General features: G+C 64.6%; 12 protein-coding genes and 1 pseudogene. 1 reads left to right on the top strand and 12 read right to left on the bottom strand.

All coding sequences use genetic code 11. From position 1 onward, the window contains the following. Window positions 1-7: 7 nt before the first annotated feature. The 7 genes from deoC to ABD906_RS12405 form a co-directional block, all read right to left on the bottom strand. Complete coding sequence (gene deoC / locus ABD906_RS12435) at window positions 8-961, bottom strand: deoxyribose-phosphate aldolase (RefSeq protein ID WP_345099725.1); 954 nt, start codon at window positions 959-961, stop codon at window positions 8-10. 12 nt (window positions 962-973) lie between these two features. After that, window positions 974-1924 (bottom strand): ribokinase, encoded by a 951-nt coding sequence (gene rbsK / locus ABD906_RS12430; protein WP_345099724.1) that lies wholly within the window; start codon window positions 1922-1924, stop codon window positions 974-976. A gap of 4 nt (window positions 1925-1928) precedes the next feature. Beyond that, window positions 1929-3032: an aldose 1-epimerase family protein gene (locus ABD906_RS12425; protein WP_345099723.1), complete on the bottom strand. Its 1104-nt coding sequence runs from the start codon at window positions 3030-3032 to the stop codon at window positions 1929-1931. Continuing rightward, on the bottom strand, window positions 3029-4039 hold the full coding sequence (locus tag ABD906_RS12420; protein WP_345099722.1) for an ABC transporter permease: 1011 nt from the start codon (window positions 4037-4039) through the stop codon (window positions 3029-3031). The genes ABD906_RS12425 and ABD906_RS12420 overlap by 4 nt, the downstream gene beginning before the upstream one ends. Window positions 4040-4053: 14 nt before the next feature. After that, on the bottom strand, window positions 4054-5031 hold the full coding sequence (locus ABD906_RS12415; protein WP_345099721.1) for an ABC transporter permease: 978 nt from the start codon (window positions 5029-5031) through the stop codon (window positions 4054-4056). Window positions 5032-5041: 10 nt separating this feature from the next. Continuing rightward, the gene (locus ABD906_RS12410) at window positions 5042-6538 is read right to left on the bottom strand and encodes a sugar ABC transporter ATP-binding protein (RefSeq protein ID WP_345099720.1); all 1497 of its coding nucleotides are present in this window, start codon (window positions 6536-6538) and stop codon (window positions 5042-5044) included. Between the two features lie 91 nt (window positions 6539-6629). Then, entirely contained in the window at window positions 6630-7631 is a 1002-nt protein-coding gene (locus tag ABD906_RS12405) for an autoinducer 2 ABC transporter substrate-binding protein (protein WP_378188699.1), read from the bottom strand. Window positions 7632-7875: 244 nt separating this feature from the next. On the opposite strand from ABD906_RS12405, the gene ABD906_RS12400 reads away from it, so the two are divergent. Further along, a complete protein-coding gene (locus ABD906_RS12400; protein ID WP_345099719.1) occupies window positions 7876-8601 on the top strand; it encodes a DeoR/GlpR family DNA-binding transcription regulator in 726 nt (241 codons plus the stop codon). A gap of 92 nt (window positions 8602-8693) precedes the next feature. On the opposite strand, the gene ABD906_RS12395 is transcribed toward ABD906_RS12400, so the two are convergent. From ABD906_RS12395 to ABD906_RS12375, 5 genes and pseudogenes are all read right to left on the bottom strand, one after another. Further along, window positions 8694-10262, bottom strand: a complete 1569-nt coding sequence (locus ABD906_RS12395; RefSeq protein WP_345099718.1) for a hydantoinase B/oxoprolinase family protein — start codon at window positions 10260-10262, stop codon at window positions 8694-8696. A 2-nt stretch (window positions 10263-10264) separates the two neighbouring features. Further along, window positions 10265-11362 (bottom strand): M24 family metallopeptidase, encoded by a 1098-nt coding sequence (locus ABD906_RS12390; RefSeq protein WP_345099716.1) that lies wholly within the window; start codon window positions 11360-11362, stop codon window positions 10265-10267. Between the two features lie 97 nt (window positions 11363-11459). After that, window positions 11460-13124, bottom strand: coding sequence for a hydantoinase B/oxoprolinase family protein (locus tag ABD906_RS12385; protein ID WP_345099715.1), 1665 nt, complete (start codon window positions 13122-13124; stop codon window positions 11460-11462). Window positions 13125-13132: 8 nt separating this feature from the next. Next, window positions 13133-13735, bottom strand: coding sequence for a hydantoinase/oxoprolinase family protein (locus ABD906_RS12380; protein ID WP_345099771.1), 603 nt, complete (start codon window positions 13733-13735; stop codon window positions 13133-13135). Then, window positions 13727-13981, bottom strand: a pseudogene (locus tag ABD906_RS12375) (hydantoinase/oxoprolinase family protein); the annotation flags it as partial. The pseudogene ABD906_RS12375 and the gene ABD906_RS12380, both read right to left, overlap by 9 nt. Between the last annotated feature and the right edge of the window lie 109 nt (window positions 13982-14090).

Here is a 14090-nt window from a genome sequence, read left to right as displayed (position 1 = left end):
TCCGACCTCAGCTCAACGCATGGTGCTCGGCATTGGCGTAGCGCCCGGTGACGTGGTGTTCGAGCTGGCGCTCGATGTCGCCGAGCAGCGAGGAGGCGCCAATGCGGAACAGGTCGGGCTGGAGCCAGCGGTTGCCAAGCTCCTCCTTCATCAGGGCGAGCCAGGCGAGCGCGTCCTTGGCAGTGCGCAGGCCGCCGGCCGGCTTGAAGCCGATGGCGTGGCCAGTGAGCTCGCCATAGTCGCGCAGCGCGCGGAGCATGGTGAGCGAGACGGGCAGCGTGGCGTTTTCCGTTTCCTTGCCCGTCGAGGTCTTGATGAAGTCCGCACCTGCCTGCATGGCGACCATAGAGGCGCGGTAGACGTTGGTGAGCGTGCCGAGTTCGCCGGTAGCAAGAATGGCCTTCATGTGCGCCTCGCCGCAGGCCTCGCGCATGGCGCGGATCTCGTCGTAGAGCGCCTGCCAGTTGCCGAGCAGCACATGCTCGCGGGTGATCACGATGTCGATCTCGTGCGCGCCCTCGCCCACCGCATAGGTGATCTCCGCAAGGCGCTGCGGCAGCGGCGTCAGGCCGGAGGGGAAGCCGGTGGCGACCGAGGCCACGGGAATGCCCGAGCCTTCCAGCGCCTTCACGGCATGCGGTACCATCGTGGGGTAGACGCAGACCGCGCCCGTGGTGATGTTGTCGACGCCGAGCGCCTCCAGGATGTCGGGACGCACGGGCTGGCGCGCCTTGGCGCAAAGGCGGCGCACCCGGCCCGGCGTGTCATCGCCTGCAAGCGTGGTGAGATCGATGCACTGGATGGCGCGCAGCAGCCAGGCGGCCTGGTAGTTCTTCTTCACCGTGCGGCTGGCCGTGATGGCGGCAGCGCGCCGCTCGGCGGCCGTGCGGTTCACCTGAACGTCCTCGAACCATTCGGGCCGAAGCTCCGTTCCGGGATTGCGTGTGGGGGAGACTGACATTTACTGCTCTTGTTATTCGGAAGCGGAAAGCGACTTGCAGAATTCCTCGAATTCGGCGGCGGTCGCGTAGGATTTTTGCGTACCCCGGCGCCCGACCGAGAACGCCGCGTAGCGCGCCGCCCTGTTGAGCGACTGCTCCACGTCGCCGGTGGCAGCAAGGAAATGGGCGAAGGAACCGATGAAGGCATCGCCAGCGCCGGTGGTGTCCACGGGCTTCACCTTCACCGCTTCGATGACCTTCACGTCATCGGCGGTGACGAGCCGGGCGCCGCGGCCGCCGAGGGTCACGATCACGGTGCCGATGCCCTGGGCAATGAGGCTGCGGGCGGCAGCGACGATCTCCTCTTCGGTCGTCGTGGGCATGCCGGAGAGAAGTTCCAGCTCGCTCTCGTTGGGCACCAGGAAGCTCAGGCTGCTGATGTCGGAAACCTTCAGCTCCTTCGTGGCCGGTGCCGGATTCAGGATGGTGCGCACGCCCCATTCCGCCGCGCGGCGGATGGTGTAGGCCACCGTCTCGAGCGGAATCTCGAGCTGCAGCAGAATGAGGTCGGCCTGGCGCAGCATGTCCTCGGCAGCGTCCACGTCGGCCGGGGAGAGGTCGGCATTGGCGCCCTTCACGATCAGGATCGAGTTCTCGCCCGAAGGCTCGACGAAGATGGGCGCGACGCCTGAGGACTTGCCCGCCACCTTCTTCACATGCGTGGTGTCAACGCCATTCTCCGCGAAGTTGCGGATCGTGTTGTCGCCGAAGAGGTCGTCGCCGACCTTGGTCACCATGCTCACCTGCGAGCCGAGGCGCGCGGCCGCGATGGCCTGGTTGGCGCCCTTGCCGCCGCAACCGATCTCGAAGTCAGGCGCCTCGACGGTCTCGCCCGGTTTCGGCATGATCTGCACGTAGGTGATCAGATCCACCATGTTGGAGCCGACGATTGCGATGCGGCCCGTCTTTTCCGAAGACACCATTGGCTCAACCCCTGCTCAGATTGTTGACTTCCGTGATCGCACCACCCGCTTCCGCGGCGCTCAGGTAACCGAGCGTGACCGGGAAGCGCGCCGTCCCGCCCGGCGCCAGCAGGCGCACATGGCCCTTGGCCTTCTCGGCCGTATAGCCCTCCGGCTCGCAGGTGGACGGCAGCGCAAAGGCCGCGACCTGCGCATCGCCATCATTCAGGATCCAGCGCACGCAATGCGGCAGGTCCTGCGGCCGGTAGGCGATGGAGAAGGCGTCGCCTTCCGGCAGTTCCATCACCAGGCGCGTGCGGCCGTTGCCGTCGGTACCGAGGCCCCTGATGTAAAAGACCTGCTCGGGGCTGTAGAGATCCGGCTCAGCCAGACGCTGCATGCGTTGCGGGTTGCGTCCGAGTTCGTCGAGCAGATCCAGGAAAGCCTGTGACGGCTTCACGTGGCCCGGAATGCTCTTGCGGACCACCGTGCTTTCAGGCGTGTAGGGCGCGGGCTGGTGGATCACCGCATTCGCCACGAAGGCGAAGTTGGCATGGAGCATGTACATGAGCTCCATCTCATGGGCGGACCGGTTCTCCACCACCATCTCGGCATGGAGCAGGCCGCTTGCTCCATGCAGGCGGACGCGCGGACGGGCGACGTAGTGCGGACCGAAGCCCATGACGTATTCGGTGTGACCGCCGACCTCGACAAAGGTGCCCCCCTCATCCTGGCCGAAGCGCACGTGGGCGCTGTCCATCGGGCGGACCGGCATCTCGCCATGCAGCGGATGCGTGTCCTGCGGGCCAGGCGTGCCGTTGCGCAGGACGCCGGCGTGATAGGCAAAGGCGCCATAGGTGTCGAGGATCGAGCTGCCGTGGCGCGGATACGGGAAGACGTTGCCCATGGTCAGGCGGCGGCCGTCGAAGACCGCATCCCAGATCATCTGGCCGAGATAGGGCAGCACCACCACATGGCCGCGCGCATTGTCGATCCGCAGGCCCTCGACGCCGGAGAGATAGCGGAAGGCCGTCACCCGGAACGGGCCGCTCTCCGCAATGACGCGCTCCCCGCGGGCCGGAAAGTCTTCCGGCTGCAGGTGAAGGATGACGTCGTTCACGGTGCTCATTTCGCAGACCTCAGGTAGTTGATCGCGATCACGACGACGAGGAACGCGCCCCAGATCGCGTCGATCAGGAAGTTGGACACGCGCATGATCTGCAGGCCGGAGGAGAGCAGCATCAGCGAGACCAGCGCCAGCAGGACGCCCGCCACGCGACCCTTGCCGCCCGCCGGATTGGTGCCGCCAAGCACGGCGATCAGCACCGCCTGCAGCAGATAGGACGAGCCGAAGTCGGCCTTGGCCGAATTGGTGCGGCCCGACAGGAGAATGCCCGCGATGGCCGCCATCACGCCGGTCATCGTGTAGCTGTAGATGATCATGCGGGCGCTGCGGATGCCGACAAAGACGGCGGCGCGTGCGTTCGTGCCGATCAACATCAGGTTGAGGCCGATGTGCGTGCGCGTGAGGATCACCGCCACAACCGCCGCCACGACGATCAGGATCCAGAAGGGAACGGCGAGTCCCAGCAGCTTGCCCGTGCCGATCCACGTCCAGGCGTCAGGGAATCCTGCGATTGCCGGACCGCCGGTCAGTACCAGCGCGAGGCCCGCGAAGACCTGACCCGTACCGAGCGTGGCAAGGATCGGAATGATGCGCAGGCGGGCGATCAGCACGCCGTTGAGCAGGCCGGAGAGCAGGCCAACCATCAGCGCAATCAGCACGCCCATCGTGACATGGAACGCGGCCCCTGTCCCGCCCGCCGCCAGCGCCTCGGCAACGCCCGGCTGCTTGAAGTAGATGCCCGCCGTGATGGCCGCGAGGTTGGCGATGGCGACAATCGACAGGTCGATGCCGCCCGTGAGCATCGCCACCATCATGGCAAGGCAGAGAATGCCGAGCTCCGGCATCACGTAGGTGATGGACTCGAAATTGTAGTAGCGCAGGAACTTGTCCGGGTTCATCACGGTCATCAGAACGAAGATGACCACCGTGATGACGGCAAGCTGCAGGATCGATGCGTCCGAGCCGAGAAGGCGGCGGAACACGGAGTTGCTCCTGGTTTCGGCAACCATGTCTCTTCCCCTCCTCAAGCCAGCTTCTTGCGGTCACGCCAGGCGGTTATCGCCGTGGCGATGATGATGATCGCGCCCACCACAACGCGCTGCCAGGTCGTGTCGACCTTCATCAGGATAAGCGAGTTCTTGATCATGACGAGCGTGAAGACGCCGAGCATGGTGCCGAGGACCGAGCCGCGCCCGCCGAAGATCGAGGCGCCGCCAAGGACCACCGCGGCAATCACATCGAGCTCCCAACCGACGAAGTCGCGCGGGTTGGCCTGCCAAATCATCGAAGCCTGCAGGAGGCCCGCGAAGCCCGCGAGAAGCCCGGCCGTGCAATAAACGAAGAAGATGGTCTTGCGGATGTTGACGCCCGCGCGGCGGGCCGACTCCGCATCGCCGCCATAAGCATAGATCGAACGGCCGATCATCGTGTGGCGCAGGATGAGGTGCATGACCACCGCAACGCCGAGATAGACCAGCACCATGGCCGTGAGGCCGACCGTCGCGCCATTGGCGGCGGTGACGGAGACCAGATCAACCTTGCCGAAGGCGATAAGCTCTTTCGGCATCTTGTTGATGTTGACGATGGAGGTGCCGAGCAGGCCCAGCACCAGGCCGCGGATGATCGATGCCGTGCCCAGCGTCACGATCAGCGGGATCATCTTGAAGCGTTCGATGATGAAGGCGTTGAAGGCGCCGAGCAGGATGCCCAGCACGCACGCTCCGATGAATGGCAGCACCACGCCATCATAGCCGATGGCTACCATGGTGCGCACGGTGATGTAGAGTGCTGCCGCCGCTATGGCCGGGAAGGACACGTCGATGCCGCCGGCGATCATCACCAGCAGAACGCCAAGCGCCATGATGCCGATCACCACGTTCGACTTGGCCAGGCTGAACAGGTTGTCCACGCCCCAGAAGGCAGGGTTGATGAAGCCGATCGCCAGCATGACGAGGATGAGAACAGCGGCGATGACGGCTTCCGTCGACTGAAAGATCTTCATGCTCGCTGCCTCACCTCAACGCCTTCAGACTGTCGTTGATGTTGTCGTCGGTCATGTCATCGCCACTGAAGGTGGCGACCATGCGCCCCTCGTGCATGACATGAACGCGGTTGCAGTTTCCGGTGAGCTCCGGAACATCGTCGGAAATCATGAGAACGGCCAGACCCTCCTTTTCGGCGAGGCCGCGGATGATCTGGTGAATCTTGGCCTTCGAACCGATGTCGACGCCCACCGTGGGGCCGTTGAGGATCAGGATCTTCGCACCGGTGAGCAGCCAGCGGCCGAGCATGACACGCTGGGCGTTGCCGCCCGACAGGAAGCCCACGGGCGTCTCCGGCGAGGGCGCGGCGATCTGCATCGCGCCGAACATTTCCTCGGTGCGGGAGCGCATGGCCTTGCGGTCGAGGAACAGGCCCTTGCGCAGCCAGTCGAGGATGCTCACCACCATGTTGCGCTCGATGCTCTGGCTGAGGAACAGGCCTTCTGTCAGGCGATCCTCCGGCACGTAAGCGATGCCGAGCTCGATGGCCTCCTGGACGGAGCGCGGAAAGGCGTCCTTGCCGAAGATCCGGAACTTGCGGGCGGCGGCTGTCTCCATGCCGAACAGGGCGCGTGCGAGTTCTGTGCGGCCCGAACCGATGGGACCGGTGATGCCCACGATCTCGCCCGGACGAACCGTGAGGCTCACGTTGTTGACAAGGCCGGAAACGGAGAGCCCCTCAACCTCAAGAGCCGGGACAGCGGTCATGTCGATGTCGGGCCGGTAAGGTGTTTCTTCGAGCTCAAGGCCCGTCATGGCACGGATGATGGCCGGCTCGTCAAATTCGCTCATCGGGCCTTCCGCCACCTTGCGGCCGTTGCGGAAGACGGTGAGCCGCTCGGAAATCTCCAGCATCTCGCGCATCTTGTGGCTGACAAAGAGCGTGGCGATGCCCTGCGCCTTGAGGTCGCGCACGATGCCGAACAGAGCGTCAACCTCCTTGCCCGTCAGCGCCGTGGTGGGCTCGTCCATTATGATGAGTCTGGCTTCCGCCAGCAGGGCGCGGGCGATGGCGACCAGCTGCTTGCCGGAGGCCGGGAGGCTCTCGACCTCCGCGTCGATGTCGATCTTCACGCCGAGGCGGGCGAGCACATCCTTGGCCATCTGCCGGGCACGGGCCCAGTCCATGCGCTTGCGGTCTTCCAGGAGGAAGCTGTTGATGGCCAGGTTTTCCGCCACGGTCAGATTCCCGAAGAGGGAAAAGTCCTGGTAGATGACCTGCACACCGCTGTGAACCGCGCGGATGGGATCATAGCTGCCGACCGGGGCGCCATCGATCCAGATCTCGCCTTCGTCCGGCGTGTAGATGCCGGACATGACCTTGATGATGGTCGATTTTCCGGAGCCGTTCTCACCTGCCAGGCAGTGGATCTCGCCGGGCCGGATTGCAAGCGACACGCCGTCGAGCGCACGCACGCCGCCAAAACGCTTGCTGATGTTCTTCAGTTCAATGAGATATTCGGACATGACCTTCCGGCGGGCCGAGAACAGCCCTGCCCTCGCTGGAGAAGCGAAAGGCCGGCGCCAGCTTCCGCCGGCGCCGGCCGTCCGTTCGGGATCAGAAGTCGTACTGGTCCATGTTGTCGGCCGTCACACCGACCCAGCCTGCGCCATAGAGCAGGTTCGGACGGCTGGCGTCCGGGGCGGTCAGGGACTCGTAGCCGACGAGGCCGAGGTTGAGACCTTCCTTGATCTGGTCACGCTTGCCCTCAAGGGCGGCAACGGCCAGCATGTTCATGGCATAGCCCGCGACGGCCGGATCCCAGAACTGGATGTACTGGATGTCGCCGCTGGCGAGATACTCACCAGCCACGGATACCAGGCCCGTACCGGCGAAGAAAACCTTGCCCTTCAGGCCGCTCTCGGCGATCAGGCGGCCAGCGCCAGCCGAAGTCGGCATCGGAGCGCCGAGGATGCCCGTGATGTCCGGATAAGCGGTGAGAGCTTCCTTCAGCTTGGTATAGTCGATCGCGGCGTCGTCATAGGTCTCCAGACGGTCGCCGACCAGCTCCATGTCGGGGAAGTTTTCCTTCTGGTAGGCGACAGCGCCGTCGATCCACTCCATCTGGCTCTTCGAGGTGAGCGAGCCGACGGTGGCGACGTACTTGCCCTTGCCGCCCATGTACTCGCCGAGCACCTTCATCAGATTGGCGCCATAGGCGTGGTTGTCGAAGGCCTCAAGGTCAAAGTCGGTGTTCACGAGGTTGGAGGCCTCGTGCGAGATCACGACAATGCCGCGCTCGCGCGCCTTCTGCAGAACCGGCTCCACGCCTTCCACCGAGAACGGCACCACGGCGATCGCGTCGACGCCCTGGGCTATCAGGTTCTCGATGATCTGAACCTGGGCCGCGGCGTCGGCCTGGCTCGGGCCGACCATCCAGACGTCATGCCCGGTGTCTTCCTTGAACTGCTCGACGCCCTCGCGCATGCGGTCAAACCACGCGATGCCGTCCACCTTCACGACCGTCGCGATCGTGTATTTCTTGTCATCCGCCGTCTGGATCAGATCCTTGTTGACGTTGGACGTGTCAACGACCTGAGCAAAAGCGGTCGATGCCATCAGCGAGACGGTCAGCGAAGCTGCCGCCAGGATAGTCCTTATCACGGTCCTACTCCTCCATGATGCCATAAGTGGGCGTTTTCTCCCGAATTAACCCGTACCTTGCATCCGTACGTATTGATTAATTCGCTTCATTATGATCATGTCTGATCAAAATGCGCAAGCCTCTTGCAAGGCCTGTAATTATGAAAGAGTGGATTGCGTCGGGAAAATCAGCGGCGGGTCACATTCAAAGAGGGAACGCGTGGCGAGGACGTCCGGACGAGCAGCACGGATAAAGGCGCTTCAGAAGCTGTGCGCTTCCGGGGCGATCATCCACATTTCCGAGGCGGCCCGGCAGCTTGGCACATCCGAAATCACCATCCGGCGCGATCTCAGCAAGAGGGACAAGGGTGTCGTTTGCCTCGGCGGCTACCTGATGCTGGCGCAGGACAACGGCGAATACTATTCGCTCTCACGCGCTGAGGGCACCAACACCCAGGCCAAGATCGAAGTGGCGCGCAAAGCGGCGGAGCTGATCACGCCCGATGACACGATCTTCATCGACTGCGGCTCGACGCTGCCGCATCTGGTGAGTCGCATCCCGCAGAACGCCAACGTGACGGTGGTGACGCCCGCGCTCAACATCGCGGAAGCCGTTGCCCGCATGGAGGGTATCAACCTGCTGCTGCTGGCCGGCATCTACCATCCCTCGAGCGGCAGCTTCAGCTCCGACACGGCTCTGAAGATGCTGAAGGAAATCAACATCACCAAAGGCTTCTTCTCCGCCGCTGGCGTGCACGAGAAGGAAGGCGTGACCTGCTTCCACTTCCACGAGGTGGCGGTGAAGCGCGCGGCCATGGCCCGCTCGCAGCAGCGGTTCCTGGTGGCGGATGCGTCCAAGTGGGGCAAGCTCAGACCCGCTACCTTCGCCCAGCTTGACGAGTTCGACCTCTGGATCGGCAAGCCGGAAGAAGTGGCCGCTCAGTGAGAGCGGGCGGTCGAGCCCATCGCCACTCCCCAAGAACGACGATGGCAGCCGTGCGGCTGCCATCGGGATTCCTGTTCGTTTGAGCCCGGCGCCTATCGCGCTCCCCAGCCGCCACCGTTGGCGGTCTGGATGAGGATCTCGTCGCCGGGTTCAATCACGAGGCCGCTGACAAAGGCAAAGTCCTCGCGGCGGCCATCGGCGCGGATCACTGAAAGGCCGTTCGTGCCGCCATTGGCGCCGCCGTTGAGGCCCCAGACGGGCTCCTGATTGCGGCTGTAGCCGGCCGAGAGAACGGCCCTGCCCCGCGGCCGGTAGCTCGCGGTGAGCCCGCGGCCGCCCCGGTGCAGGCTCGTTTCGTCGTCCTGCTCGTTCAGCCGCTTGAAGCCCACGTCGATGCCATAGCGCGCCTCGCAGATCTCCACGGGGCAGTTGAAGGTCTCACCGTGGCTGCAGGAGTACATGGCGTCGAGGCCGTCGCGCCCGGCGGTTGCGCCCCAGCCGCCCATCTGCGGTTCGACCATGGTGTAGCGACGGCCGGTGTCGGGGTGATTGCCCGCGATGACGGTGCCGCAGATCGAGGCGAAGTGGCCCGCCGGCAGGCGGTCCGGCATGGCGTTCGCCATGCAGCGCCACAGCATGTCGTAGAGGCGGATGCGCGTCTCGAAATAGTAGCCGTGCGGGGCGCTGCCCTCGGCATGGAAGATCGTGCCCGGCTCGGTGATGACTTCCAGCGGCCGGAACGATCCCGCATTGGCGAAAAGCGTCGGATCGGTCAGAGCCTTGAAGATCATCTGGGCGGAGATGACCGCGCCGTCGCGGCTCGTGTTGTACGGGGCCGCGCGCTGCTCGGGGTTGCCGCGCAGGTCCACGATGAACTTCTCTGGCGTGATGGTGATGGCCGCACGCCAGATAGCGCCATCGTCCTGACGCTCCTCGATCTGCCAGGTGCCGGTGGGAAGCTGCGAAAGGCCAGCGAGACCGCGCCGCTCGCCCTCGTCGAAGAGATCGGCGACGGCCTTGCGGCAGGTTTCCAGCCCATATGTCTGGACGAGCTGGCGGATGCGCGCCTCGGCCTTGCGGCTTGCCGCCACCTGCGCCCAGAGGTCGCCACGGACGAAGTCCGGCAGGCGCGAATTGGCGCTGATGATCTCGAAGACCGAGCGGATCGGCTCGCCCTTCTCGAACAGACGCACGGCGGGAAGGCGCAGGCCCTCCTGGTAGATCTCGGTGACGTTCACCGCCATGGAGCCCGGCGTCATGCCGCCGATGTCATTCCAGTGGGCGATGGAGGCGGCCCAGGCGAAAAGCTCGCCATCGGCGAAGACCGGATGGGCGATCACCACGTCGTTCAGGTGGGTCACGCCGCCATAGTACGGGTCGTTGGTGATGAAGACGTCACCCTCACGGATGTTCTCAAGGCCCGTGAGTTCGACAATGCGCTTCACCGCCTTGTCGAGCACGCCGACGAAGGTCGGGATACCGGCGCCGGAACTCACCAGCTCGCCACGGGCGTCGGTGATGCCGGTGCCAACGTCCAGCACCTCGTAAATGATCGGGCTCATGGCCGTGCGCTTCAGCACCGCGAACATTTCGTCCGCGGCCGCGGAAAGGCCGGCCTGGATAACCGCAGCGGTGATCGGATCAATCGGCAATCCTGCCATCGTCACACCTTTGCCCGGGATACGTCGCGCGGCAGCGACGAGAGGATTTCGGCGCCATCCTTGCGCAGGATCACAATCTCCTCCAAGCGGATGCCGAAGCGGCCCGGCAGGTAAATGCCCGGCTCGATGGAGAACACCATGCCCTCGTCCAGAACCAGCTCGGAGGTGGCGGTGATGTAGGGCGGCTCGTGAATGTCGATGCCGAGGCCATGGCCGGTGCGGTGGACGAAATACTCGCCATAGCCAGCGTCGGTGATGACCTTGCGGGCAGCGGCATCGACGTCCCTCGCCTTCACGCCGGGCCTGGCGGCGGCGACGGCAGCCTGCACGGCCTTCTCCACGATGGCGTGGACTTCCTCATAGCCTCCCGGGGCGCGGCCCAGCACCGCCATTCGGGTAATGTCGCTCGGATAGCCGTCCTTGCGGCCGCCGATATCCATGACGACCGCATCGCCCTCCTGCAGCAGGCGGTCGCCGGTGTGGTGGTGCGGGAACGCGCCGTTCGGGCCGCCGCCGATGATGGAGAACTCCACCACGGCGCCTTCCGAGGCGAAATGGTCGCGCACCACACCGGCCACATCCTTCTCGGACATCCCGGGACGAAGTGCTGCCCAGGCGGCCTGCATTGCACGGTCGGCGATGAGGGCGTTCATCTTGAGCCTGGCGTATTCGTCCTCGTCCTTGCGCATGCGCAGCGCGCCGACCGTATCGGCAAGGAAAGTGTGCTTGGCGTCCGGAACGGCGCCGAGCAGCAGCAGGGCGAAGTCGGCACGCATGGTCTCGTCGAGAGCAATCTTCGCGCCCGGTTTCACGCCGACCTCGGCGAGCGCCGCAGCGAGCGCCGCGTTCGGGCCCTGGTCGTCGCTCCAGGTCTGGAAGGAAATGTCCGTGTGCTCGCGCGAGCCCTCGGCATTGAGCGCGGGCATGAGAAAGGTCTCGCCGGTGGCGGAGACGAGCAACAGGCACGGGCGTTCATCGGGATGCGGGTAGAAGCCAAGCAGCCATTGCATATGCGAGCCGGGCGCAAGCGCCACGAGGTCCGTGCCATTTTCCTTCATCTTCTCACGCAGGAGCGCGAGGCGCCGTTCGGTAACAGCCATGATTTATGCCTCCAGAAATCCTGTCATCTTTCCGCGGTTCCAGACCGCGCCGGGACCGCCAGCCGGCGGTCCCTTGTGTCTTGTCAGTCCCGAAGCGTCAGCCCGCGAAGCCGTAAACCTCGAGCGCGCGCTCCCGCGTGATGTAGCCGTTGCGGATATCCTCGATGATCGCCTGCCGATCGCGCTCCTTCGGGTTGCCGTAGCCGCCGCCGGTGCCTGTGCGGATGCTGATCACGTCGTCCCTGTTCACGGTGAGGCCCGAGACGAAGGAGTAGCGTTCAGTGCTGCCGTCGCGGCGGATCACCTCAACGTAGTTGGGCGTGCCTTCGTTGCCGCCTGCGAGCGACCAGGGCAGAACCTTCGATCGTGTGTAGCCCGCCGTCAGGAAGGAGCCGTCGACGCGGATGCGGTAGTCGAGGCGGATGCCCCTGCCCCCGGTCCAGCGGCCCTCGCCGCCGTCCTCGACATTGAGTTCCATGCGATCGACGAAGAGGCCGTTGCGCGCCTCCGAGATTTCGGCCGGACAATTGTAGGTCTCGCCGTGAAAGCCGGAGAAGATGGCGCAGTTGCCATCGCGTCCATGGCTCGCGCCCCAGCCGCCGACCTGCGGCTCGATGATCGTGTAGTGACGGCCGGTGTCTGGATGGATGCCGCCGATGAAGGTGCCGCAAATGGACGAGAAGTGGCCGGCAGCCAGGCGCTCCGGCACGTGGCGGGCGAGGCAGCGCCACATCAGGTCGTAGGCGCGGACCTCCGTCTCGAAATAGAAGCCGATGGGCGACGGCTCCTTGGCGTGGAAGACTGAGCCCTCTCGCGTCAGCAGCCGGATGGGCCGGAACGAACCCTCGTTGCACGGGGAGTACGGGTCGGTAAGCGACTTGAAGATCATCTGGGCGCAAACCATCACGCCGTCGCGGCTGGTGTTGGTCGGGCCGTTGTCCTGATCCGGGTTGTCGCGCAGATCGACGATGAACTCCTTGTCGGTGATGGTGATCTTCACATTGTAGACGCGACCGTCATCCTGCTCCTCCGACAGCTCGAAGGTGCCGTGCGGAAGCTTGGCGAGTTCGGCCAGCGAGACCTGCTCGCCGAAGTCCATGAAGGATTCCATGGCCTTCTCGAAGGTTTCGACGCCGTATTTCTCGGCGAGATCCTGCAGGCGCTTCGCACCGATGCGCACCGAGGCGATGGCCGCCCAAATGTCGCCCTCAAGGAAGTCCGGCATGCGCGAGTTGGTCTTCATGATCTCGAAGACCGGGCGGATGGGCTCGCCCTTCGAGATGATCTTGATGGCCGGAAGGCGCAGGCCCTCCTGATAGATTTCCGTAGCGTCAGCGGAAAGCGAGCCCGGCAGCTTGCCGCCGATGTCGGAATTGTGAGCGATGTTCGCCGTCCAGGCAATGATGCGGCCGCCGGCAAAGACCGGCATGGCGACCACAATGTCATTCAGATGCGTAACGCCACCATAATAGGGGTCGTTGGTGGTGAAGACATCGCCGGGCTCGATGTCGCCCGGTTTGTTGAACTTTTCCACGATCACCTTCACGGCCTTGTCGAGCACGCCGATGAAGGCGGGAATGCCGGCGCCGGAGCTGGCGATCTGACCCTTCGCATCCAGAATGCCGGTGCCCATGTCGAGCACCTCGTAGATGATGGAACTCATCGCCGTCTTCTTCATGGCGACGAACATCTCGTCAGCCGTCGCCTGAAGCGAGTTCTGGATGATCTCGAGGGTGATGGGATCAGTGACCTGTCCGCTCATGACACACCTCACTCGGCCAGGTGAATGTGGATGTTGCCGTAGCCGTCAACCTCTACCCGGTTGCCCGGATGGATAACGATGGTGGTGCCGGGATCCTCGACGATGGCCGGACCGGCGAAGGTCATGCCAGGTTCAAGCTTTGTGCCGTCGTAAATGCCGGCCTCGTGGATGCCCTCCAGCGCGTAGTCCACCTTGCGGCGGCCCTTGAGAGCGATTTCCGCCGGCGTGCCGGTGGGCTCACGGCGGGTCATGACGAGCTTGCCCACCTCAGCCGCGGCGACGACATGGATGCCCACCATCTCCACCGGTGCGTCGAGACGGTAGGTGTATTCGCGCTCGTAAGTCTCGTGGAAGGCCTTCTCGATATCGGCCAGACGCTCGTCGGTGATCGCGCCGCCATCAAGCAGAACCTCGGTGGTGTGCTCCTGGTTCTGATAGCGGAACTTGCCGTAGCGGAGGAACTTCACCTTCTCCGGCTCGATGCCCTCGCGGCGGAACTGGTCGCGGGCGCGGGCCTCCGTCTCGGCGAAGACAGCCTCGATGCCGGCAGCCGCACCCGGGCGCAGGTCGGCCAGGCGCGTGACGAAATAGTCGCGGCGCAGGTCCGACATCATCATGCCCCAGGCCGAGAAGACCGAGGCGGCAGCCGGAACGACGACCTTCTTCACACCGAGTTCGGCGGCGAGCGCCACGGCGTGCATCGCGCCGCCGCCGCCGAAGGCGATGAGCGTGAAGTCGCGCGGGTCGTGGCCGCGATTGAGCGACACGAGCTTCAGCGCGTTGACCATGTTGTTGTTGGCAATGCGGATGATGCCGCGCGCCACCTCGTCGTCGTCGATGCCGAGCTTCTCGCCGAGGGCGCTGAGAACGGCGGTGAGAAACTAGTCCACGGAAGCGGCGGCATGGAGCTGCTGCGGGCGGTGTAAAAGTCGTCCACCCTTTCCCTTTCTGCGACAGCAGGGAGGG

The sequence above is a fragment of the Chelativorans composti genome (assembly GCF_039541695.1).
Classification (GTDB): domain Bacteria; phylum Pseudomonadota; class Alphaproteobacteria; order Rhizobiales; family Rhizobiaceae; genus Chelativorans; species Chelativorans composti.
This window is presented reverse-complemented; position numbering and strand designations above follow the sequence as displayed.

What these genes read in the sequence shown, in the direction of transcription:
- deoC (WP_345099725.1), bottom strand. Translation starts at nt 961, where the DNA reads ATGTCAGTCTCCCCCACACGCAATCCCGGAACGGAGCTTCGGCCCGAA.
- rbsK (WP_345099724.1), bottom strand. Translation starts at nt 1,924, where the DNA reads ATGGTGTCTTCGGAAAAGACGGGCCGCATCGCAATCGTCGGCTCCAAC.
- ABD906_RS12425 (WP_345099723.1), bottom strand. Translation starts at nt 3,032, where the DNA reads ATGAGCACCGTGAACGACGTCATCCTTCACCTGCAGCCGGAAGACTTT.
- ABD906_RS12420 (WP_345099722.1), bottom strand. Translation starts at nt 4,039, where the DNA reads ATGGTTGCCGAAACCAGGAGCAACTCCGTGTTCCGCCGCCTTCTCGGC.
- ABD906_RS12415 (WP_345099721.1), bottom strand. Translation starts at nt 5,031, where the DNA reads ATGAAGATCTTTCAGTCGACGGAAGCCGTCATCGCCGCTGTTCTCATC.
- ABD906_RS12410 (WP_345099720.1), bottom strand. Translation starts at nt 6,538, where the DNA reads ATGTCCGAATATCTCATTGAACTGAAGAACATCAGCAAGCGTTTTGGC.
- ABD906_RS12405 (WP_378188699.1), bottom strand. Translation starts at nt 7,631, where the DNA reads ATGGCATCGACCGCTTTTGCTCAGGTCGTTGACACGTCCAACGTCAAC.
- ABD906_RS12395 (WP_345099718.1), bottom strand. Translation starts at nt 10,262, where the DNA reads ATGGCAGGATTGCCGATTGATCCGATCACCGCTGCGGTTATCCAGGCC.
- ABD906_RS12390 (WP_345099716.1), bottom strand. Translation starts at nt 11,362, where the DNA reads ATGGCTGTTACCGAACGGCGCCTCGCGCTCCTGCGTGAGAAGATGAAG.
- ABD906_RS12385 (WP_345099715.1), bottom strand. Translation starts at nt 13,124, where the DNA reads ATGAGCGGACAGGTCACTGATCCCATCACCCTCGAGATCATCCAGAAC.
- ABD906_RS12380 (WP_345099771.1), bottom strand. Translation starts at nt 13,735, where the DNA reads ATGTCGGACCTGCGCCGCGACTATTTCGTCACGCGCCTGGCCGACCTG.